Origin of the sequence: Gordonia aichiensis NBRC 108223 (assembly GCF_000332975.1) — a bacterium.
Lineage (GTDB): Bacteria > Actinomycetota > Actinomycetes > Mycobacteriales > Mycobacteriaceae > Gordonia > Gordonia aichiensis.
In genome coordinates, this window is record NZ_BANR01000025.1 from 43385 (window position 1) to 64277 (window position 20893).

The 20893-nt window shown below is 64.8% G+C and carries 18 protein-coding genes and 1 riboswitch; of the genes, 10 read left to right on the plus strand and 8 right to left on the minus strand.

The features are described 5' to 3' along the window. Positions 1–19: 19 nt before the first annotated feature. The gene (locus GOACH_RS19010; RefSeq protein ID WP_373279113.1) at positions 20–610 is read right to left on the minus strand and encodes a universal stress protein; all 591 of its coding nucleotides are present in this window, start codon (positions 608–610) and stop codon (positions 20–22) included. A gap of 29 nt (positions 611–639) precedes the next feature. On the opposite strand from GOACH_RS19010, the gene GOACH_RS19015 reads away from it, so the two are divergent. After that, on the plus strand, positions 640–1845 hold the full coding sequence (locus GOACH_RS19015; protein ID WP_174320851.1) for a glycoside hydrolase family 3 N-terminal domain-containing protein: 1206 nt from the start codon (positions 640–642) through the stop codon (positions 1843–1845). Between the two features lie 125 nt (positions 1846–1970). After that, positions 1971–2615 carry a TetR/AcrR family transcriptional regulator gene (locus tag GOACH_RS19020; protein WP_005178329.1) on the plus strand — a complete coding sequence of 215 codons (645 nt, stop codon included), beginning with the start codon at positions 1971–1973 and terminating at the stop codon, positions 2613–2615. Positions 2616–2681: 66 nt separating this feature from the next. On the opposite strand, the gene GOACH_RS19025 is transcribed toward GOACH_RS19020, so the two are convergent. Continuing rightward, positions 2682–3584 (minus strand): MaoC family dehydratase, encoded by a 903-nt coding sequence (locus GOACH_RS19025; protein WP_005178330.1) that lies wholly within the window; start codon positions 3582–3584, stop codon positions 2682–2684. Continuing rightward, entirely contained in the window at positions 3584–4948 is a 1365-nt protein-coding gene (locus GOACH_RS19030) for a 3-oxoacyl-ACP reductase (protein ID WP_005178332.1), read from the minus strand. Before GOACH_RS19030 ends, GOACH_RS19025 begins: the two co-directional genes overlap by 1 nt. 165 nt (positions 4949–5113) lie before the next feature. On the opposite strand from GOACH_RS19030, the gene GOACH_RS19035 reads away from it, so the two are divergent. The 4 genes from GOACH_RS19035 to GOACH_RS19050 all read left to right on the plus strand — a co-directional run bounded on the left by GOACH_RS19035 (position 5114) and on the right by GOACH_RS19050 (position 10836). Then, entirely contained in the window at positions 5114–6409 is a 1296-nt protein-coding gene (locus GOACH_RS19035; RefSeq protein ID WP_005178334.1) for an acetyl-CoA C-acetyltransferase, read from the plus strand. Positions 6410–6639: 230 nt separating this feature from the next. Beyond that, positions 6640–8343, plus strand: a complete 1704-nt coding sequence (locus GOACH_RS19040) for a VanW family protein (RefSeq protein WP_005178336.1) — start codon at positions 6640–6642, stop codon at positions 8341–8343. A gap of 74 nt (positions 8344–8417) precedes the next feature. Further along, a complete protein-coding gene (locus GOACH_RS19045; RefSeq protein ID WP_005178341.1) occupies positions 8418–9194 on the plus strand; it encodes an SDR family NAD(P)-dependent oxidoreductase in 777 nt (258 codons plus the stop codon). A 132-nt stretch (positions 9195–9326) separates the two neighbouring features. Continuing rightward, a riboswitch (cobalamin riboswitch) is annotated at positions 9327–9472 on the plus strand. A 152-nt stretch (positions 9473–9624) separates the two neighbouring features. Then, positions 9625–10836 (plus strand): cobalamin-independent methionine synthase II family protein, encoded by a 1212-nt coding sequence (locus GOACH_RS19050; protein ID WP_005178343.1) that lies wholly within the window; start codon positions 9625–9627, stop codon positions 10834–10836. A gap of 45 nt (positions 10837–10881) precedes the next feature. Here the strand turns inward: GOACH_RS19050 and GOACH_RS19055 are convergent, their stop codons facing one another. From GOACH_RS19055 to GOACH_RS19070, 4 genes are all read right to left on the minus strand, one after another. Beyond that, positions 10882–12576 carry a hypothetical protein gene (locus GOACH_RS19055; RefSeq protein ID WP_005178345.1) on the minus strand — a complete coding sequence of 565 codons (1695 nt, stop codon included), beginning with the start codon at positions 12574–12576 and terminating at the stop codon, positions 10882–10884. 268 nt (positions 12577–12844) lie between these two features. Beyond that, positions 12845–14674, minus strand: a complete 1830-nt coding sequence (locus GOACH_RS19060; RefSeq protein WP_005178347.1) for an acyl-CoA dehydrogenase — start codon at positions 14672–14674, stop codon at positions 12845–12847. Between the two features lie 308 nt (positions 14675–14982). After that, positions 14983–15753 carry a deoxyribonuclease IV gene (locus GOACH_RS19065; protein ID WP_005178348.1) on the minus strand — a complete coding sequence of 257 codons (771 nt, stop codon included), beginning with the start codon at positions 15751–15753 and terminating at the stop codon, positions 14983–14985. Between the two features lie 70 nt (positions 15754–15823). Next, positions 15824–16036 carry a hypothetical protein gene (locus tag GOACH_RS19070; RefSeq protein ID WP_005178353.1) on the minus strand — a complete coding sequence of 71 codons (213 nt, stop codon included), beginning with the start codon at positions 16034–16036 and terminating at the stop codon, positions 15824–15826. Between the two features lie 289 nt (positions 16037–16325). Between GOACH_RS19070 and GOACH_RS19075 the strand changes: the two genes are divergently transcribed. From GOACH_RS19075 to GOACH_RS19085, 3 genes are all read left to right on the plus strand, one after another. Then, positions 16326–17522: a phosphatase PAP2 family protein gene (locus GOACH_RS19075; RefSeq protein ID WP_005178354.1), complete on the plus strand. Its 1197-nt coding sequence runs from the start codon at positions 16326–16328 to the stop codon at positions 17520–17522. Positions 17523–17578: 56 nt separating this feature from the next. Then, the gene (locus GOACH_RS19080) at positions 17579–18076 is read left to right on the plus strand and encodes a hypothetical protein (protein WP_245551962.1); all 498 of its coding nucleotides are present in this window, start codon (positions 17579–17581) and stop codon (positions 18074–18076) included. Positions 18077–18154: 78 nt separating this feature from the next. Continuing rightward, the gene (locus GOACH_RS19085; RefSeq protein ID WP_005178357.1) at positions 18155–18826 is read left to right on the plus strand and encodes a DUF305 domain-containing protein; all 672 of its coding nucleotides are present in this window, start codon (positions 18155–18157) and stop codon (positions 18824–18826) included. Positions 18827–19108: 282 nt separating this feature from the next. On the opposite strand, the gene GOACH_RS19090 is transcribed toward GOACH_RS19085, so the two are convergent. Next, the gene (locus GOACH_RS19090) at positions 19109–20137 is read right to left on the minus strand and encodes a thioesterase family protein (RefSeq protein WP_005178359.1); all 1029 of its coding nucleotides are present in this window, start codon (positions 20135–20137) and stop codon (positions 19109–19111) included. Positions 20138–20253: 116 nt separating this feature from the next. On the opposite strand from GOACH_RS19090, the gene GOACH_RS19095 reads away from it, so the two are divergent. Next, positions 20254–20829: an HdeD family acid-resistance protein gene (locus GOACH_RS19095; protein WP_005178361.1), complete on the plus strand. Its 576-nt coding sequence runs from the start codon at positions 20254–20256 to the stop codon at positions 20827–20829. Positions 20830–20893: the final 64 nt, after the last annotated feature.

Consider the following 20893-nt stretch of genomic DNA (forward strand, 5'->3'; position numbering starts at 1 on the left):
ACCATTTCACGCGGCGAGGTCAGATGGTGATCTCCGGGCGTGGCTGCGACTCGCACTTCGCCGGAACGACGAAGACAGGCCGGTGACAGTGCTTGAGTACCCGCTCGGCGACGGACGAGCGCAGCAGGGCCTTGAAGCCGGTGGCGCCGCGGGTACCGGTGACCAACAGGTCGACGTCGAGGGAGTCGGCAGCGGAGATGAGCGCTGCCCATACCGTCGAATCGGCTTCGACCAGCGTTCCCGTGGCCTGCAGCCCGCACTCGGTGGCGAGTGCGACGCCGCGCGCGTTGGTGTCGACGGCCTCGCGTTCGAGCGCCTCGTCGACCTCGATCTCTGCTCTCGTGTCCAGATACGGCTGCATCCCTGCGGCCAGTGACGACACCCGGGGCGCGCTCATCGCGCCCGGCTCCCAGGCGGTGACCACGTGGGCCATGCGGGCGCGGAGGAAATGTGCGGCGTAGCGGATGGCGCGATCGGCGTTGGGAGAGCCGTCATAGGCGATCATCAGTGTCTGCCCGTGGTCGGGTTCACCGGATGTGACCTTCTCGCGCTTACCAGCTCCACCGGGGCCATGTGGGCCGGTGGGGGAGGGTGACGACCCCGCAGCCATGGGGAAATCGTACATGCCAGACTCGATACATGCGCCTTGATCGACGACGTTTCGCAGGTGTCCGTACGGCCGGCATCGTGCTCGCTGTCGCCGCAACGCTGACGGCATGCCAGACAGGCTCCTCCGGTGGCGGATCCTCGGTGACGTCCGCGTACGCGTCGACTCATTCGTCGACGAGCAGTGCGGCGTCATCGGCTGCGGCGCCGGAGGCGGTGGCCAACGGCTGTGGCGCGCCGGAACTGTCACGAATGACGTTGCGTCAGAAGCTCGCTCAGCTCATCGTCGTCGGTGTGACGGGAACCGCCGACGCAACGCAGGTGGTGCAGCGCGAACACATCGGCGGCATCTTCGTCGGAAGCTGGACGGACAAGTCGATCCTGACCAGCGGCGCGGCCTCGCGGCTGTCGCGTTCGCAGCCCATCCCGCTGATGGTGACCGTCGACCAGGAGGGCGGTCGCGTGTCGCGTCTGTCGTCGCTGGGCATCGACAGCCCCTCGGCACGTGAACTGGCCCAGACCAAGACGCCCGCGCAGGTACGCGCCGTGGCGGCGTCGGTCGGCCGACAACTCAAGAAGCTGGGCATCACCGTCGACTTCGCTCCGGACGCGGATGTGAGTGACGAGAGTGCCGACGAGGTGATCGGCGACCGTTCGTTCAGCAACGATCCGCAGGTGGTCGCCGAGTATGCGGGCGCCTTCGCCGCCGGCCTCGAGGACGCGGGCATCATGCCGGTCTACAAGCACTTCCCCGGCCACGGACACGGCTCGGGCGACTCGCACACCGGCGTGGTGCGGACACCGCCGCTGTCGTCGCTGATCACCAGCGACCTCGTGCCGTACAAGACGCTTCTCCGCAACCCGGGCAACGCAGGCGTGATGGTCGGGCACCTGATCGTTCCCGGGCTGACCGGCGCGGAGACCCCGTCGAGTATCAGTCCGCGCGCGATGACCATGCTGCGGACGGGCAAGCCGTACGGGGGCCCGGCGTTCAACGGCGTCATCTTCTCCGACGACCTTTCGGGCATGGCGGCGATCAGCGAGCGGTACCCCATCGAGCAGGCGGCCCTGATGTCGATCAAGGCGGGCGGCGACATCGCGCTGTGGATCACCACCGACCGCGTTTCCGCCGTTCTCGACGCCATGCAGCGCGCCGTGTCTGCCGGAACACTCACGCAGGCCCGCGTCGACCGCTCCGTGGTGCGCATCCTGCGTGCGAAGGGCGTGCTGCACTGCTGACCGCGCGGTCCGCCTTCAGCACCGCGAATCGGGCCGAGGGAACCGGGTTCGGGCACCGCAGAAACTTACCCACTGGTAAGGTTTGTGGATACTCGACGTTCGCGGCGTCGCAAAGGAGATGAACGATGGCAGGCGGAACCAAGCGGCTCCCACGCGCGGTTCGTGAGCAACAGATGCTCGACGCCGCGGTCAAGGTGTTCTCGGAGAATGGCTTTCGCGAGGCGTCGATGGATTCGATCGCTGCCGAGGCGCAGATCAGCAAGCCGATGCTCTACCTGTACTACGGGTCCAAGGACGAACTGTTCAGCGCATGTATCGCGCGTGAGTCCGGCAGGTTCATCGACGCGATGGCCGTCGGCTTCGACCCCACACTGCGCCAGCGGGATCAGGCACGCACGGTGGTCCGCGAGTTCCTGGGGTACGTCGATGAGCACCGGCAGTCGTGGAAGGTGCTCTATCGCGTGGCGATCGGCACGGCCAATTTCGCACAGATCGTGCGCGACAGCCGCGATCGCGTCACCGACATGGTTGCCGAACTGATCCGTCGCGGAACCACCATCGAGGGCGCCAGCGATATCGACTTCGAGCTGACCGCCGTCGCTCTCGTCGGCGCGGGAGAGGCTGTTGCCGACCGCATTTCGGAGGGCGACGTCGACATCGACACGGCCACCGACCTCCTCGTGGGCATCACCTGGCGCGGTTTGAAGGGCGTCGGTAGTGATCACGTCGCCGACGGCGAGGAGACGACACCCTCAGAGACAACGGCCTGAAAGCGGCACTGCCGCCCACACGTTCCAGAGTGTGGGCGGCAGCGCTGTGCAGGGGGCTTGCTCTCCTCAGTCGCCGCGCGTGGTGGCGGTCAGGTACGGATACCCCTTGCGCCGGTGGAGGATCGAGATGTCGAAGTTGCCGGACGATTTGCCGCCCACCCCGTCGATGCGCCGGACGTACAGGTTGATCTTCGCCGGTAGCAGGATCGGCTTGCCCCACTTGACGGTGTAGGTGACATGGTCGGGCAGCTGTGCCTCGACATTCGCGATCGCCGCTGCGGCACTCCACATCCCGTGGGCGATAGCCTTGGGGAACCCGAAGGCCTTGGCGCTCAGATCGCTCATGTGGATCGGGTTGCGGTCGCCAGATGCAGCTGCGTACTCGCGGATGCGTCCGAGATCGACTGCCAGAACCGCATTCGGCGGTGGCGGAGCCTGCTCGCGCGGCGCGGGTCCGCGCGGTTCATCGGACAGGCTGGTGCGTTGCTGCGAGAGGAACGTCGCCACCTGGCGGGTGACCGGCTCGGTACCGACGCTGAACTCCGACACCATGTCGACGAGGATGCCCTTGCGATGTTCGCGCAGATTCTCCGCGTGTGTCTCGATGGTCAGCGGCTCGTCGACGCCGATCGGCCGGAACCGCTCGACGGTGTTCTCCAGATGCACCGAACCGACTGCGCCGAAAGGAAAGTCGGCGTCGGTCATGATCTTCATCGCCAGCGGGAACTGCAGGACGAACGGGTACGTGATCGGCAGCACAGGGCCGAACTGCTGCCCGGTCGCGAGCGTGTAGGCATGTAGCCGCTCGGGGTCGACCCGCACGTTCTCGAGGCGATAACGCGTGTCGGGTAGGGCCGTATCGGGACGTACCGGCCCCGCCTTGCCGATCACCGGAAGCATTGCGGTGACAGCCTTCGAGTAGACGTCGAGCGTGCTCGGCGGTCCGTCGAGTGTGATCGTCTTGCTCATCAGGCCCCCAGGAATCCCTGGCCGCAGACGCGGACCACGTTGCCGGTGATGGCGTTGCTCGCAGGGTTGGCGAAGTAGGCGACGGTCTCGGCGACGTCGACGGTCTGGCCACCCTGCTGCAGGGAGCTCATCAGGCGACCGGCCTCACGCGTGGCGAGCGGGATGGCCGCGGTCATCTTGGTCTCGATGAAGCCAGGGGCCACCGCGTTGATGGTGATGCCCTTCTTCTTGAGGATCGGCGAGTACGCGTCGACGAGTCCGATCACGCCGGCCTTCGACGTGCCGTAGTTCGTCTGACCGCGGTTGCCCGCGATACCTGCGATCGAGCTCACGTCGACGACGGCACCGCCCGAACGCAGCGCATCCTTCTCGACGAGTGCGTTCACGAGCGACTGCGGCGCAACGAGATTGACCGAGATCACCGAGTTCCAGCGACCCTCGTCCATGTTGGCGAGCAGCTTGTCGCGGGTGATGCCTGCGTTGTTGACGATGATGTCGATGCCGCCGTGACGTTCGAGTGCGTGCTCGGCCAGCTTCTCACCGGCGTCGGGTGCGCTCACGTCGAGCGGGAAGGCTGTGCCGTTGACCTTGTTCGCGGTCTGCGCGAGTGCCTCCCCGGCAGCCGGGATGTCGGCGCAGATGACGTGGGCGCCGTCGCGGGCCAGGACCTCGGCGATGGTGGCACCGATACCGCGCGCGGCACCGGTGACGACCGCGACCTTGCCGTCGAGGGGCTTGTCCCAATTCGACGGCGCGACCGAATCGTCGGCGTCGACGCGGATGACCTGGGCGTCGACGAAGGCCGACTTGGCCGACAGGACGAAGCGCAGCGTCGACTCGAGCCCGGTGACACCGGTCTTGGCGTCGGGGGAGACGTAGACGAGCTGGACGGTCGACCCCTTCAGCAGTTCCTTGCCGAGTGAACGCGTGAAGCCCTCGAGTGCGCGCTGTGCGACGTGCTCGTCGGGATCGGAGATGAGTTCGGGGGTCGTGCCCAGTACGACGAATCGTGCGCAGCCCGCCGTCGACCGCATGACCGGCGCGAAGAACTCGTAGAGCGCGCTGAGGTCGGCGGGCTTCGTGATGCCCGTGGCGTCGAAGACCAGGCCGCCGTACTTGTCGGCGCTGCGACCCGAGGTCGCATTGTGGATCAGGGTGTAGTCAGGAGTGGAGAGGATCTCGCGCACCGGCTCGACGAGTCGACCGGTGCCGCCGAGCAGCACGGGGCCCGGCAGTGGCGGCTCGGACGGCTTGTACCGACGCAGCGTGGGCGGCACAGGGAGTCCGGCCTGCTTGGCGATGAACGATCCGGGGCCGGAATGGACAAAACTCGAATACAGACCGGCGGTTCCGTTGGAAGCCACGTGAATCTCCTCTGATCGTGATGTGCGGCTCGGCGTAGAGCTGAGTGAATAACAGTGGGTGTCTGGCTGTCGACGGCCTCTCGAGGTCCGAAGCAGTTCGACATCTAACTTACTCTGGAGTAAGAATACGCTATACGTGTCAACCCTCATCCCTGGGAGATCCAAGTGGCCTACACACCCAAGACCCGCGACGAGCGCCCGGTCGCGATCCTCGGCGGCAACCGCATTCCGTTCGCGCGCCAGGACAAGGCATACGCCAAGGTCGGCAACCAAGACATGTTCACCGCGGCCCTCGACGGGCTGGTGAGCCGGTTCAACGTCCAGGGTGAGCGGCTCGGCATGGTCGCCGGCGGCGCGGTGCTGAAGCACTCGCGTGATTTCAATCTCATCCGCGAATGCGTGCTCGGTTCCGCGCTCTCGCCCTACACGCCCGCCTTCGACCTCCAGCAGGCCTGCGGCACCGGCCTGCAGGCGATCACCGCTGTCGCCGACGGCATTGCCCGCGGCCGCTACGACGTGGCGGTCGGTGGCGGCGTCGACACCACGTCCGACGCCCCGATCGGTGTCTCCGAGGATCTGCGCCTCTCACTCCTCGAGGTCAACCGCGCACGCTCGCCCAAGGATCAGGTCCTCGGCATCCTGAAGGCGCTGCCGAAGCTCGGCATCGAGATCCCCAAGAACGGCGAGCCGCGCACCGGCATGTCGATGGGCGAGCACGCGGCCATCACCGCCAAGGAGTTCGGCATCAAGCGTGCCGATCAGGACGAACTCGCCGCAGCGAGCCACCAGAAGATGGCAGCTGCGTACGACGCCGGATTCTTCGACGACCTGATCACCCCCTACCAGGGGCTGATCCGCGACCAGAACCTCCGCGGAGACTCGACCGTCGAGAAGCTCGCCAAGCTCAAGCCGGTCTTCGGTGTCTCGTTCGGCGACGCCACCATGACCGCGGGCAATTCGACGCCGCTCACCGACGGTGCGTCGACCGTGCTGCTCTCGTCCGACGAGTGGGCCCAGGAGAAGGGGCTGCCGGTTCTGGCCTACTTCGTCGATTCCGAGACCGCCGCCGTCGACTACGTCAACGGCCCGGACGGACTGCTCATGGCGCCGACCTACGCGATCCCGCGACTCCTCAAGCGCAACGGACTGACGCTGCAGGACTTCGACTTCTACGAGATCCACGAGGCGTTCGCCTCGGTGGTGCTCGCGACGCTGCAGGCGTTCGAGAGCGAAGAGTATTGCAAGGAGCGCCTCGGCCTCGACGCCGCGCTCGGGCCGATCGATCGCAGCAAACTCAACGTCAACGGCTCCTCGCTCGCCGCAGGGCACCCGTTCGCCGCGACCGGTGGTCGGATCGTCGCCCAGGCCGCCAAGCAGATCAAGGCGAACGGTGGCGGTCGGGCGCTCATCTCGATCTGTGCCGCCGGTGGCCAGGGCGTGACGGCGATCATCGAGGGCTGAGCCGCTCGTGATCTGCCGTTCCCGTCGGTTCGGTCAAAGGTTTCCCAACCGCGTGTAACGAATCGGAACGCAGGGTAGATATACGTGTTAGCTCCGGTTGAGCTGTCAGACCCCCGACCCGACAGCTCGACCGGAGCGCCTGTTTTTCCCAGGTCGGTTACGGTTTTTCCGTACACGCCACCCTGGCGCAGTCCGCGGAGTCCGTTTCGCCCGCGCCCGAATTGTCCTGTATGACTGACACCGTGATCTCCAGCCCCGCACGTCGGCGACGTGTCGGCGCGCGTGCGGTCGTGGCTGTGGCGCTTCTCACAACTCTCGTGTTGGCCGGCGATCTGGTCGCGACGCAGTCGCACACGGCTCGCGGTGCGACCACCGCGGGTCTCGAGGTCGGAAACCTCTCTCGTACCCAACTGGCCCCTGCCGTCGCGGAGCTCCAGAAGCGCGCCGTCCGACCCGTCACGATCCGGACTCCCTCGGGAAGTCAGACGGTGGCACCACACGAACTCGGCCTGAGCTTCGACGCCGAGGCGACCACCGACCGCCTCATGCGGCAACCGCGCACCCTCTGGGACCGTGTCACAGCGCTCTTCGGACGTTCGCACGACGTCACGCCGGTCGTCCGGGTCGACCGCACCCGTTTCGCAGCTGCGCTCGATGCGCGCAGGGACGAACTGGAGAAGGCTGCGGTCGAGGGTGGCGTGCGCTACCGCGGCGCAACCCCGGTCCCCGAGATGCCGAGTCAGGGATTGCGTGTCGTACGCGATCGCGCCGCGCAGGTCCTGGCCGACCGCTGGCTCGACGGTGACGCCCCCATCGACCTGCCGATGGAACCGTTCTCACCGACGGTGTCGGCAGAGACCGTTCGACGCACGGTCGAAGGCCCGGCGGCGCGCGCGACGTCGGAGTCGCTTGCGGTGTCGGGCGTCGAGGGCGCGCGGAAGCGGTTGAGTCCCGAGGACCTCGGCGCGATCCTGCGATTCGAGGCCGACGGCCACGGCGGACTCGTCCCGCGCGCAGACGAGAAGGTGGTGGCGACTCGCGTCGGCGCCGATCTAGGACGCACGGAGCGAGCCCCCGTCGACGCGACATTCCGGCTGAGCGGTGGCAGTCCTGAGGTGGTGCCCGCGCGCGACGGTGCACGAATCGACTGGCGGAAGACGACGCAGACCATCGTCGACGCCGCGCTTGCCGACGACCGCCCCGATGCGGTCGACGCGACGTATCAGGTGCGGAAGCCGAAGTTGACGACGGCGAAGGCGAAGAGCCTCGGCGTCGACGAGGTGGTCTCGGAGTTCACCACCGGCGACTTCTCGTCGGCGTCGGGCGAGAACATCAGGCTCGTGGCCCACGAGGTCGACGGCGCGGTGGTGCTGCCCGGTGAATCGTTCTCGCTCAACTCCTACACCGGTCCGCGGGGTGAGGCTCAGGGGTACGTCACGTCGACGATCATCGACCACGGCAGGCCGTCGAAGGCGGTCGGCGGTGGGATCTCACAGTTTGCGACGACGCTCTACAACGCCTCGTACTTCGCGGGACTCGAGGACGTCGACCACACCGAGCACAGCTACTACATCTCGCGGTACCCCGAAGCGCGCGAGGCGACGGTCTTCGAGGGCGCGATCGACCTCGTCTTCCGCAACAACACGCGCAACGGGATTCTCATCGAGACCAACTGGACCCCGTCGTCGGTGACCGTACGGATGTGGAGCACCAAGACCGTCGACGTTCAATCGATCACCGGCGATCGGTACGCGTACACCTCGCCCGCGGTCGTCGAGTTGCCGGGCGGTCAGGATTGTATGGCCGCCACCGGGATTCGTGGTTTCACGACGTCGAACACGCGGGTCATCACCGACGCCGCGAGCGGCAACGAGATCAGCAGGCACACACGGACCGTCAAGTACGACCCCGAGCCGACGGTTCGCTGCGTCTGACATCGGCCCGACACCCCGAGCGATCGCTCGGCCCCTCTGTTATCCCCGACACATCCCGTCGTAGGCTGACCGGTGTGGATATCAATGGAGCAAGTGCAATCGTGACGGGTGGGGCGTCGGGCATCGGCGCCGCAGTGGTTCGCCAGTTGGCCGCCAAGGGCGCGAAGGTCGTCGTCGCCGACCTCAACGCCGACAAGGGCGGACTGCTGGCCAAAGAGGTGGGCGGAGAGTTCGTCTCGGTCGATGTCACCGACACCGCCGAGATCGAGACCGCGGTCAACCAGGCGAGTGAACTCGGGCCCCTGCGTGTGCTGGTCAACTCGGCGGGTATCGGTTGGGCGCAGCGCACCATCGGCAAGGACGGCGAGTTCGCCTCCGCGCACAATCTCGACGCGTACAAGAAGGTCATCGCGATCAATCTGATCGGCACCTTCGATGCGATCCGTCTGGCTGCGACCGCGATGAGTCGGCTCGAGCCCACAGAGACAGGTGAGCGCGGCGCCATCGTCTCGATGGCCAGTGTCGCGGCATTCGACGGTCAGATCGGCCAGGCCGCCTACTCGTCGTCGAAGGGCGGCGTTGTCGGCATGACGCTCCCGGTCGCCCGCGACCTGTCGGCCGTCGGCATCCGCGTCAACACCGTCGCACCCGGTCTGATCGACACCCCGATCTACGGGTCGGGCCCCGACTCGGATGCGTTCAAGGCCAATCTCGGCAAGAACGTCCTGTTCCCGAAGCGTCTGGGCGAGCCGGACGAGCTGGCGTCGATGGTCATCGAACTCGTCAGCAACTCGTACATGAACGCCGAGGTCGTCCGCGTCGACGGCGGCATCCGGATGCCACCGAAGTAATCGGGCACATGCCCTGGGTCGTGAACAGTCGGGTGCCCAGCGGCACCCGACTGTTCCGGCGCGACCCGCGTTCACCGAGCTGCCTGGCTGTCGGATAGCCTCGGAGAACAGTCGGTTCGTCCGTTCCGCCGTGTGGAGCCCCGACGTGTGGGCGGACGACGAGACACCGCGATGTGTCGAGGGGAACCCGGTGTGAGTCCGGGACTGTCCCGCAACGGTGAGTCGACGGCGAGTACGCGTCGACGAGTCCGATCACCTGCCGCTGTGCCGGATACGCCGTATCCGGCGGTCTGTCCGCCTCGAGGATGAGCGCGCGGCACTCCGACTACCCGGTTGCGGGTGGGGCTCTTGCAGATAAGGGTTCATGGGCGTGCACACGTGGTCGTAGGGCGGACGCCATCCGAACCGATCGAAAGTGTGCAGTAACCCGATGACTGGTATAGCCACGTCCCAGGCAGGAAGTCTTCCCCGTACGACGCGACTCGTCGAGGCCAACAAGGCGCGCCAGGAGTCAGCCGACGGACTCGAACTCCACACAAGCGCAGACTTCGAGTCGTTGCTCGCCGACGAGGTCGCCGCCCTGGTGAAGCGCCAGGTCGATCTGGGGATCACGATTCCCGGTGACGGCGAATACGGAAAATCGATGTCCAGCAACGTCGATTACGGTGCCTGGTGGTCGTATTCGTTCAACCGGCTCGGTGGCCTTGAGCTGACCGACGGCGGTCCGTTCGCCGACGAACCGAAACGTTCGACGCCGGGCCACGTCAGACTCACGACCTTCCCGGATCGTCGGGACTGGACGATCTTCGCCGACGCCTATCACGATCCGGACAGCGGTATCGCGGTGGGCGAGCGTGGGGCGCTGTTCCCGACTGCTACCGGTCCGGTCACCTACACAGGACACGATGCGATAGCCGCCGATATCGCGAATTTCACCGCGGCGCTTGCCGAATCGGATCAGAAGGCCGGATTCATCACCTCGCTGTCGCCTGGCTCGGCATCGCGGATCGGCAATGACTACTACGCGACCGAGGAAGAGTTCATCTGGGCCTGTGCCGACGCGATGCGCGAGGAGTACAAGGCGATCATCGACGCGGGCCTCATCCTGCAGATCGACGATCCGTCGATCGCGGAGAACTGGGACCAGATCAACCCGGAACCGACGATCGAGGACTATCTCGCATTCACCCGCATTCGCGTCGAGGCGCTCAATCACGCGCTGCGGGGATTTCCGGCCGAGCAGGTGCGTTTCCACCTGTGCTGGGGAAGCTGGCACGGGCCGCACACCACCGACCTGGAGTTCCGTTACCTCGTCGACCTCATGCTCGAGATCAACGCGGGCACATACTCATTCGAGGGCGCCAACGCGAGACACGAGCACGAGTGGAAGATCTGGCAAGACGTCAGACTTCCCGAAGGGAAGAAGATCGCACCGGGCGTCGTCAGTCACGCGACCAATGTGGTCGAGCATCCCGAACTCGTCGCCGACCGGATCGAGCGTTTCGCGACGCTGGTCGGACCGGAGAACGTCGTCGCGTCGACGGACTGCGGACTCGGTGGTCGTATTCATCCGCAGATCGCGTGGGCCAAGCTCGAAAGCCTCACGCGCGGTGCCGAGTTGGCGTCTGCCCGGCTGACCTGAGCTGCCGGGAGAGTGGGTCCTGTACGACAGTTGTGCCACGCCCGCTCAGCGGAATCGCGTCATTTCCACCATCTTTCGGTCCAGGGTGAACACCGTCATCCGCGACGTGTTCGCGGTGGCGATGATGTTCTCCATACGCTGATTGGGAATGAGTGAGCGAACCGCTGCGCGCAATCGCGGATTCGTGTCGACGCGGTGGCGGTCTTTGCCATCGAGCACCAGCATCCCCTGGTAGAGGCGCTGATATGAGGTCAACCCCTCAGGTGTCCAACCGGGCCGTGGTGTCGGTGCGAGGTAGCCGATGAGATCGGCGCACGTGCCGTCGACGCACAGGTCGTACTGCGCGGTGTCGGTCGCATAGTCGAAATTGCGCGTCGTCAGCGTCCATCCCGACTTGTCGGTGTATCGGTAGTTCACATCGGCGCCGGGAACCAGTGTGAGCGAGCTGGTGTCTCCCGTCCTGTTGTCGAGCAGTGGGCGCGCGAGTGAGTAGCCGCTGACCGGCGCGAACGACCACGATGCGTTCGGGTCGATCGGCTTGTACCAGTAGCCGTTCTGCCCGTTGCGTCGGCCCTCGACACGGAGTTCGCGCTTGTCTGATGAGAATCCGGTTTGCCGGATGGTGATGGCCGACGTGATCTCACCGGGAACCTTCGGCTGCCGGACCCACGCGGGCGGAGGTAGTTGGAACTTGGCGTAGGCCTGCGGAAATATGCTGCGCAGGAACGGATACTGCGCGAAGAATCCCTCGAAGTTGTTGGGGGCGCCCTGTAGATTCCCCTGGTTCTCCGGCGTGTACGAGAAGAAGAGGGTGTCGGCTCCGGAGATGTCGAAATCCCACAGACGTGTGTACATGTCGCCGTAGTCGTTGATCACGAAGGTCGTCGAACCCGACGACGACAGATTGCGCGATACGAACCGTCCGCCGAGCGGGCCAAGCATCTCGTAGCTGTAGTCGTCGGAGAAGCGTTTGTCGCTGGGTTTGAGCGGGTCTGCTCCGGGCAACCATGGGTCGAGGATGTGGATCCGGTTTCCGTTCTTGGACAGGGTGTAGACGGTTGTGACGCCTGCGCCGCCGACGGGCTGTTTGTGGCCCGCGCTGTCTGTCCACGTCGCCTCTTGGCGGAAAGGAATCACCGAGGTGTAAATGGGATCAAGCCACGAGAAGCTCCATGCGCGCTGGTCGGGTCGAACCTTGTTGCCTGCGGGGTTGAGCCAGATCGGCGAACCGAATCGTGTGGTCCACCACCACAGTTCAGGTGTCTCGTCAGCGGATTCCAAGGTGGCGATTCGGCCGCCGTACACCAGAACGACGAGCCGACTCCCGTCGACGGACAAGCCGGTCATCTGCCCCTGCAAACACTGAGGAACTGGCGCGATCCGCCAATCCCCCTGTGTCTTGGCAGATTTCGCATAGAGGTTGCCGCCAAAGAGTGCGTACTGCCAGATCGAGTTGAAACCGGTCTTGTCTGTCCGTAGGTGGATTCTCGGTGGAAGGGCGCGCTGTACACGGTCGTCGGCACGCGGCATGGTGAGTAGTCCGATTCCGGGATTCGGTGCGTGGAGGGGAACGGGCCACGCGCCCGCACGTCCGGGAAAGGTCAGCCAGGCGCAGCTGACCGGTTTCGGTAGGACCCCGATGGGGAGCCGTTCGTCGGCACGCGCACTCGGGGACAGCCCCATGGCGAGCGCCGCAGCGATGATCAGTCCAAGCGATACACGGCAGAAGCTCTTCGACATTGCGGTGGTCTCCGAGTCGCGAAATGAGTGGGATCGTGCACTGTTGAAGTCACTATATTGATTTCCGCCATTGTTGTTTGTGGTTACGGGAATCCGCCGACAAGTGGGTCGAATCGACAGATGTGGGTGCTGCAGCACCCACATCTGTCGATATGACACACATTCAGGTCGGGTGCGGGCGGCCCGTCAGCGGAGAAGGTTCGACACACAGCAGTGGCCCCGCAACCGAATCCGGTTGCGGGGCCGCAGTTGTCGTAAAATCAGCGAATCAGAACGCTGCTTCGTCAAGCTCCATGACGTCGTTGTCGATGTTCTCGACGACGCTGCGCACCGAGGTCAGCAGCGGCAGCATGTTCTTCGCGAAGAAGCTCGCCACGGCGATCTTGCCCTCGTAGAAGGCCTTGTCGGCGTCGTCGCCCGCATCGAGCTTGCCCAGCGCCACCTCGGCCTGCTTGAGCAGCAGCCACCCGATCAGCAGGTCGCCGACAGCCATGAGGTAGCGCACGGAACCGAGGCCGACCTTGTAGAGCTGCGTCGAGTCCTCCTGGGCGCCCATGAGGTACCCGGTCAGCGTCGCGGTCATCGACTGCACGTCCTCGAGAGCGGTCTTCAGCAGGGCACGCTCGGTCTTGAGTCGGCCGTTGCCCGCCTCCGAGTCGATGAACGACTGGATCTGACCGGCGACGTGTGCGAGGGCCTGTCCCTTGTCGCGGATGATCTTGCGGAAGAAGAAGTCCTGCGCCTGGATGGCCGTTGTGCCCTCGTAGAGCGAGTCGATCTTCGAGTCACGGATGTACTGCTCGACCGGGTAATCCTGCAGGAAGCCGGAGCCGCCGTAGGTCTGCAGCGACTCGGTGAGCGTGCCGTACGCGCGCTCGGAGCCGACTCCCTTGACGATCGGCAGCAGCAGGTCGTTGACCCGATGTGCGGTGTCCGCATCGGCGCCCGAGACGATCTTCGCCGCGGCCTCGTCCTGGTGCGATGCGGTGTAGAGGTACACGGCGCGCAGACCCTCGGCGTAGGCCTTCTGGGTCATCAGGGCACGACGCACATCCGGGTGATGGGTGATCGTCACGCGGGGAGCGGTCTTGTCGGTCATCTGGGTCATGTCGGCACCTTGGACGCGCTCCTTGGCGTAGTCGAGTGCGTTCAGGTAGCCGGTCGACAGCGTCGAGATGGCCTTGGTGCCCACCATCATTCGAGCGTGCTCGATGACGTCGAACATCTGCGCGATGCCCTTGTGTACCTCGCCGACGAGCCAGCCCTTGGCGGGAACGCCGTGCTGGCCGAAGGTGACCTCGCAGGTCGCGGAGACCTTCAGGCCCATCTTGTGCTCGACGTTGGTGACGAAGACACCGTTGCGCTCGCCGAGCTCACCGGTCTCGTGGTCGAAGTGGAACTTGGGGACGAAGAACAGCGACAGGCCCTTGGTGCCCGGTCCGGCGCCCTCAGGACGTGCGAGAACGAGGTGGAAGATGTTCTCGGTCATGTCCTGGTCACCGGAGGTGATGAATCGCTTCACACCGTCGATGTGCCAGGAGCCGTCCTCCTGCTGCGTGGCCTTGGTGCGGCCAGCGCCGACGTCCGAACCGGCGTCGGGCTCGGTCAGCACCATGGTGGCGCCCCAGCCGCGCTCGGCGCAGATCTGCGCCCACTTCTTCTGCTCGTCGGTGGCGTTGTCGTAGAAGATCTCGGAGAAGCCTGCACCCGCCGAGTACATGAACAGAGCCGGGTTGGCGCCCAGCACCATCTCGGCGAGGGCCCAGTAGAGCGTGCGGGGAGCCGGCATGCCGCCAAGGTCCTCGTGCAGACCGACCTTGTCCCAACCGGCCTCGATGTAGGCGTTGTAGGACTTCTTGAATGCTTCGGGGATGGTGACGCTGTGCGTCTCCGGGTCGAAGGTCGGGGGATTGCGGTCGCCCTCGGCGAACGACTCCGCGATGACACCCTCGGACAGGTTCTTCACCTCGCGGAGCATGTCGACAGCGGTTTCGTGGTCGAGATCGCCGAACTCTTCGGATTCGAGGACCTTGTCGAGTTCGAACACATCGAAGAGGTTGAACTGCAGGTCGCGCATGTTGCTCTTGTAATGACCCATTGTCTGGTTCCTTCTTGTAGACCTGGCTGTTGTGCCGCGGGCTGACGAACTTTGGGCGGGCATCGACGGAGCGTCGGAAAACCTCATCCACCGCAAGCCCTGCCGCGACGAGTGCCGCTGCGAGGACATCGTGTGTATCGAAGTTGACGCGGACGCCAAGTTACTCGCCAGTAACCCCAGTTTACCGCGTGGCCGCATGCAGTAACAACCGCGGGAAGTGTGAGAGTGCTCGCAATTGCAAGCATGCTGTTCGCTGAAGTGAACTCCGGTCGAATCGGAAGTGCGGTCGCCGGTGACGCAGGGGTGGTTCAGAGTTGCGCGCGCAGATAGGAGAGGTCTGCGGGGATGCCGTCGGCGGGGGTCTCGAGAATCAGCGGCGCGTCGGCGATGCGCGCGACCTCAACGAGCACATCGGGATCGATGTGGCCCGATTCCAGATTCGCGTGACGATCACGACCCGAGTCGAATTCGTCGCGCGAGTTGTTCAGGTGGACGAGATCGATACGACCGGTGATTGCGCGGACGCGTTCGACAAGACCGACGAGATCTTCGCCGCCCGCCCACGCGTGGCAGGTGTCGAGACAGAATCCGGCCTGCTCGAAATCGCCGACCGCATCCCACAATCGGTCGATGGCCTCGAGAGTCCTGGCCATGGCGTGATCGCCGCCCGCGGTGTTCTCGATGAGGATCGGCACACCGAAGCCGCCATTGTCCTCTTGACGGTCGAAGAGCTTGCGCCAGTTGGCAAATCCCTGTGCGGCGTCCTCGCCGTCGCGCAGGTGGCCGCCGTGGACGACGAGACCGAATGCCCCGAGTTCTGCCGCGGCAGCTGCCTGCTGTTCGACGGCCTTCCGTGACGGCATGCGGAGGCGGTTGTTCAGACTTGCGACGTTGATCTGGTAGCTCGAATGCACCACCACGTCGACGGGTGATTCACGGATCTGCTGAGCCTGGGGGTGGGGCTCCGGCTTCTTCCAGCTCTGCGGGTCGGTGACGAACATCTGGAAGACGTCGACCCCGAGCTCTTCGGCGGTCTCGAGGGGTTCGGCGTCTTCACGCAGATGGGCTCCGATGCGCATGACGCCAACGATAGTGACCAACGCCGACAGACATTCCTGCAGGGAGTGTGTGCATCGCCCCCGCGTCGCGTCAGTCTCCGAGTCCTGGCTCGGTTTCAATCGTGATCGGTACCCCGCTGGCGATCAGTAGGCGGCACGGCGCTTCGGTGTCGCGATAGAGATGCAGCCACTCGTGGCCGGAGCCGTGCTCGTAGACATTGTCGAGCGCGCGGTTCAGTCGGGCCTCGGCCTCTTTGGTGATCAAGTAGCGCTGATCGCCGTAGCGGAGAAAACGGTTGGGCATGAAACCTCCCGGCGCCTGGATGACGTATCGATGTGATGCGCATCACCAGTCTAGGAAGTATGGGCTGTGGATGCGCTGACAACGAGTGGTAAATACCTCGTATCCGTACGGTATTCACTAGGCTGACAAAGAGTTAAGGATGGACGACGTTCCATCGTGTTCGTCGAGCGCGCAGCGCAGCGCACGCTCGACCGATGGAATTCGAGGATTACTCCCCTTGAGTGTGGACGACGCGGTACGGCCTCCGGCACGAGGTGCAGGTGATGACGACTCCGACGAGCCGTCGACGATGGCGCCGGTTCTCGACGATCTCGCGGACGCGGCAGAGATGGAGGCCGAGCCGCAGAAGCGTCGAGATCTGACCCTCGTCCGACGCATCGCGATCACGGCATGGGTCGCGTTCATGATCTACGAAGTCTCTGTCTACGGGCTCGCCTTCGATCGCACGCGGCTCATCGTGCTGCTGTGTCTCGGCTTGTTCGCTGCGACGATCGGCCGACGGCGCGCGATCACCGTGCTGATCGACTGGGCGCCGTTCGCGCTGATCCTCATCCTCTACGACTGGACGCGCGACGTCGCGCGCATCGTGAACATGCCGACGCACTGGCATCTCGCGGCCGACGTCGATCACGCGTTGTTCGGCGTGGTTCCGACCGTGTGGCTGCAGGGCCACCTCAAAGAGGCGTCCGCACCGTGGTGGGAGATCATCACCAGCGTCGTCTACATGTCGTATTTCGTGGTCCCGTACGCGGTCGCCGCCGTGCTGTGGTTGCGTGACCGCTCATCATGGAGACGCTTCGCGGCATGCTTCGTCGCTGCAACGTTCCTCGGACTCGTGGGTTACACCCTCGTTCCCGCGGCCCCGCCCTGGGCTGCCGCACGATGCACGTCGGCGGAGGTCGTCGACGGTCCGCGCGAGGCCGAGTGCATGACAACGCCCGAGGCGGCGACGCCCGGTGGCATTCTGGGGCCGACCGATCCGCAGCACGAGGGTGCGCAACCCTACGTCGAACGCATCTCTGCGCGTGGCTGGGAGTATCTCCACATTCATGTCGCGTCGAACCTGATCGAAATCGGCCAGGGCAAAGCGAATCTCGTCGCGGCGATTCCGTCACTGCACGCCGGGTTGACCATGGTGCTCGCCCTGTTCATGTGGCCACGGGTCAAGGCGCTGGGCAAAACGTTGTTCATGGGATACGCGTTCGCGATGGCCTTCACGCTCGTCTACACCGCAGAGCACTATGTCTTCGACGTGTTGCTGGGTTGGGCACTCGCCGCTCTCGTGATCGCCGTCTACACGCTCATCGACCGGCGGTTCATCCTGCCGCGACAACGACGGCGCGAACAGGGACGACGCGAACAGGAGCGTGCGGCAGAGGCCGACGGCACAACCGAGGGCGCACACACCGACGGGGCACCAACCGGCGGGGCACCAACCGACGGGGCGCCAACCGACGGGGCGGCGTCCTCGCCGACCGGTGCCTGAAGGGAGCGGTGCCTGAAGGGAGCGGTGTCTGAAGGGAGCGGTGCCTGAAGGGAGCGGTGACCGGTAATCTGGTCGCCGTGGCCCGACCGCAGCGGCGAGTGAGTGGTCGCCGACGATCCCTGCGACGCTTGGCGACCGGTCCCGCATGGCCGGCTTTCGCGGCCTTGCTCGTCATGGCCGTCGTCGCCATGCACGGTCTCGTCGGACCCACGCACGCCCCTGCTCCGACGGCGGGTGCTCCCGCGCACAGCGGCATTCCCATGCCCGGTTTGCCCATGCCTGAGATGCCCAGGCCTGAGATGACGATGGCGGGGTCGGCGGGAGCCGACTCGCAGATGTCGTCCGGCGATCACTGCGCGATTCTCGGGCATCACTGCCTGTCCTTACGCGCCATCGACTTTCCCTCGCTCGAACCCGCGGTCGTGCCGATCCTGGTGTTCGCCGCTCTGCTGTTCGCGATGGTTGCGGTGTGGATCCCCACCGTTCGCCCACTCGGCCGACCACCGCCATGGGCGATACGTGGTCACCTGTGTCTGAACGTGATTCGCTGCTGAATCGACGACATCGGGCCCCAGTCATACCGGGGCCGAGTTCAGCAGATCACCTCCAGTACACAGACAAGGAACACATTGATGTCCAGCACTTCATTTCGTCATGCCCGCCTGCTCGCAGTCTGTGCGGGCGCTGCGCTCATGGTCGGGATAGCGGGTTGTTCGACGTCCGACGAGTCGTCGACAAGTACATCGTCGACCCCACACCCGAGCGCGGCACAGAGCGCCTCGTCGGAGGCGACGACCCACAACGCCGACGACGTGACGTTCAACCAGAAGATGATCCCGCACCACCAGCAGGCCATCGCCATGGCCGACCTCGTGCCGTCGCGTACCGAGAACTCTGCCGTCCGCGAGTTGGCGACACAGATCAAGAATGCTCAGCAACCCGAGATCGACCAGATGACACAACGATTGGCATCGTGGGGTGTGTCGACCACGCAGAACTCGGACGGTTCGACCGACCACGGTTCGATGGATCACGGTTCGATGAGCCAGGGGGCGACGGATCACGGCTCGATGGAGATGGGAATGATGTCGGAGCAACAGATGACGGACATGGAGAACGCGCGTGGTGCGGCGTTCGACCGGCTGTGGTTGCAGGGCATGATCTCCCATCACCAGGGAGCAATCGAGATGGCCGACACCGAGTTGGCCAAGGGGATCGACCCGGCGTCGCGCACGATGGCCGAGCAGATCAAGAAGACGCAGCAGGCCGAGATCAATCGGATGCGTTCACTGCTCGGGCAGTGACCTCGGCATTGGCCTAGCGGTCTGCGACCGGTTCGACGGTCGGCGGGTGTACGGATGCCCGCCGACCGTCGGCTTCGGTTGTGTCGTTGGTGAATCGGGTCAGCAGCTGGCCGAGTCAGACGAACTTGCCGAGTTGGTTGGTGTAGGCCACTGGCATCTGAACGGCCGGTAATGATGACCGGCGTCGCAGACGGTTGCCTCGTACCCAGTTCCAGTACGACAAGTGGTGACCTAATAGTTACCTCGCGGTTTCACGGCCGGATCGTGCGGAATGGTGCCACCTCACGCCTCGCGATATCCCTCGGTGAGGTCGATGCTCGTGAAATCGATTTCCGCTGCGGCATTGTTGACAGCAGTGACTGCGCCCATTCCGAACATTCCGTGCGAATCAAACAATCCCGCAGTGCCGATCGAAATGCCGTCACTCTCGACATGGCTGTCGGCTTCGACACCCACCCAGTCGCCGTACGGTAGACGTGCGAGCTCGACGGTCAGGTCGCAGTTGATGAAACCGATACCCGTCGATCCCCAGTTCGTGACGAGGCTCGTCGACTCGCCGGCTGTCACGGCTTTGACGAACGGCGTAGCGTGCTCGCCGTCGATCGTGGGCAGTGGATGCGACCAGAGCCGTTTACGCCGGCCGTTCTGATGCGCACCCATGTCGGTGTTCCACGCGCCGACAGCGTGATTCGTCGTGCGTCGACCCGACGCCTCCGCCAGACCCGACGCCTCCGCGTCGGTATCCAGCCCCGACGCCTCCGCGTCGGAAGAGAAACGGGACATCAGGTCGTCATCGGGGATGTGTCCGGCTGGAGGCCGGAAGGTGATGGAGTCCGCTGGGCGCTGCCACCGTGCGCCCGGCGGGTTCTGTGAGGTCCGGAGGAACACAGCCGTCGCCCGTGCCACGACGACCTGATCGGCACTCGGGTCGCCACCCGTGCTGTTCGCCGGGGAGCCCTGGACCACATCGAGTTCTGCCACCCGGATTCGACGCCCCGCGCGAATGAGACGGCCTCGGGTGAACGTGGGAACGTCGAGGGCGACCTTGAACATGTCAATCGTGAACCGAGCCGCTCGGAAACCGTTCTCGCCGAACCGGCGCTCGACGCGATGTGCGGCGAGTGCGCAGACGGCAGGTCCGTTGAGAGTGCCTGGCGCCCAGAGGCTCATGGCGTATGAGGTGGGAATTGCGGGACAGCTCTCGGTCTGGGAGTCCGAACCGTCCGAAGTGAAGAATGCGCTCGTTGTGGACACTGACAAACTCTTACCCTCATGTCCGTGGGCCGTCGCACACCGCCCCTCACAAACCATCCCTCACAAAGTGCCCCCACAGACCGGCCCCTACGAGCCAACGCCTGTGCAACGCGCTTTCGTGCAGTTGTGGCTGAATCCCGTCATAACGTCGGCCGCGGGGATACGCTGAGCGCATGACCTTTGCGCCGTATGCAAAACAGATTCCCGACGAGTTGATCAACTCTATCCGTACAGCCATGATCGTCACATCGATCATCGGCATCGTGCTCGGTATCGTCGCCGTCGTATGGCCATCGGCAACGGTGCTCGTGCTTGCAGTTCTCTTTGGCATCGCGCTCATCGTCGCGGGCCTGTTCCGCATCTACGTGGCGTTCTCGGCCTCGATGCTCGGTACGGGCTGGCGCGTGCTCATCGGAATACTCGGTTTCCTGGTGCTGGTCATGGGCATCATCGCCCTGTTCAGTCCCGCCAACGCGGTCTGGTTCCTTGCGCTGTTCATCGGTTTCGCCTGGCTCTTCGACGGCATCGGCGATCTGGTCACCGCATTTTCCAAGACCGCGCACGCGCCCACCTGGTACCTGATCCTCACCGGCGTGATCTCAATCCTCGCGGGACTCGTGCTGCTGATCGGTTCGTCGATGTGGGCTCTGAGCGTCCTGGTCTGGGTCGCGGGCATCATGCTCATCGTGATCTCGGTCGTCACCCTGTTCAACCTGCCCAAGAAGGTCTCCGACCAACCGGCGGTCTGATCAGCCTCGTCTGTCGAGAAAGCGGTGGCCCCCACAGTGGGGAGCCACCGCTTTCTCGTTGTAT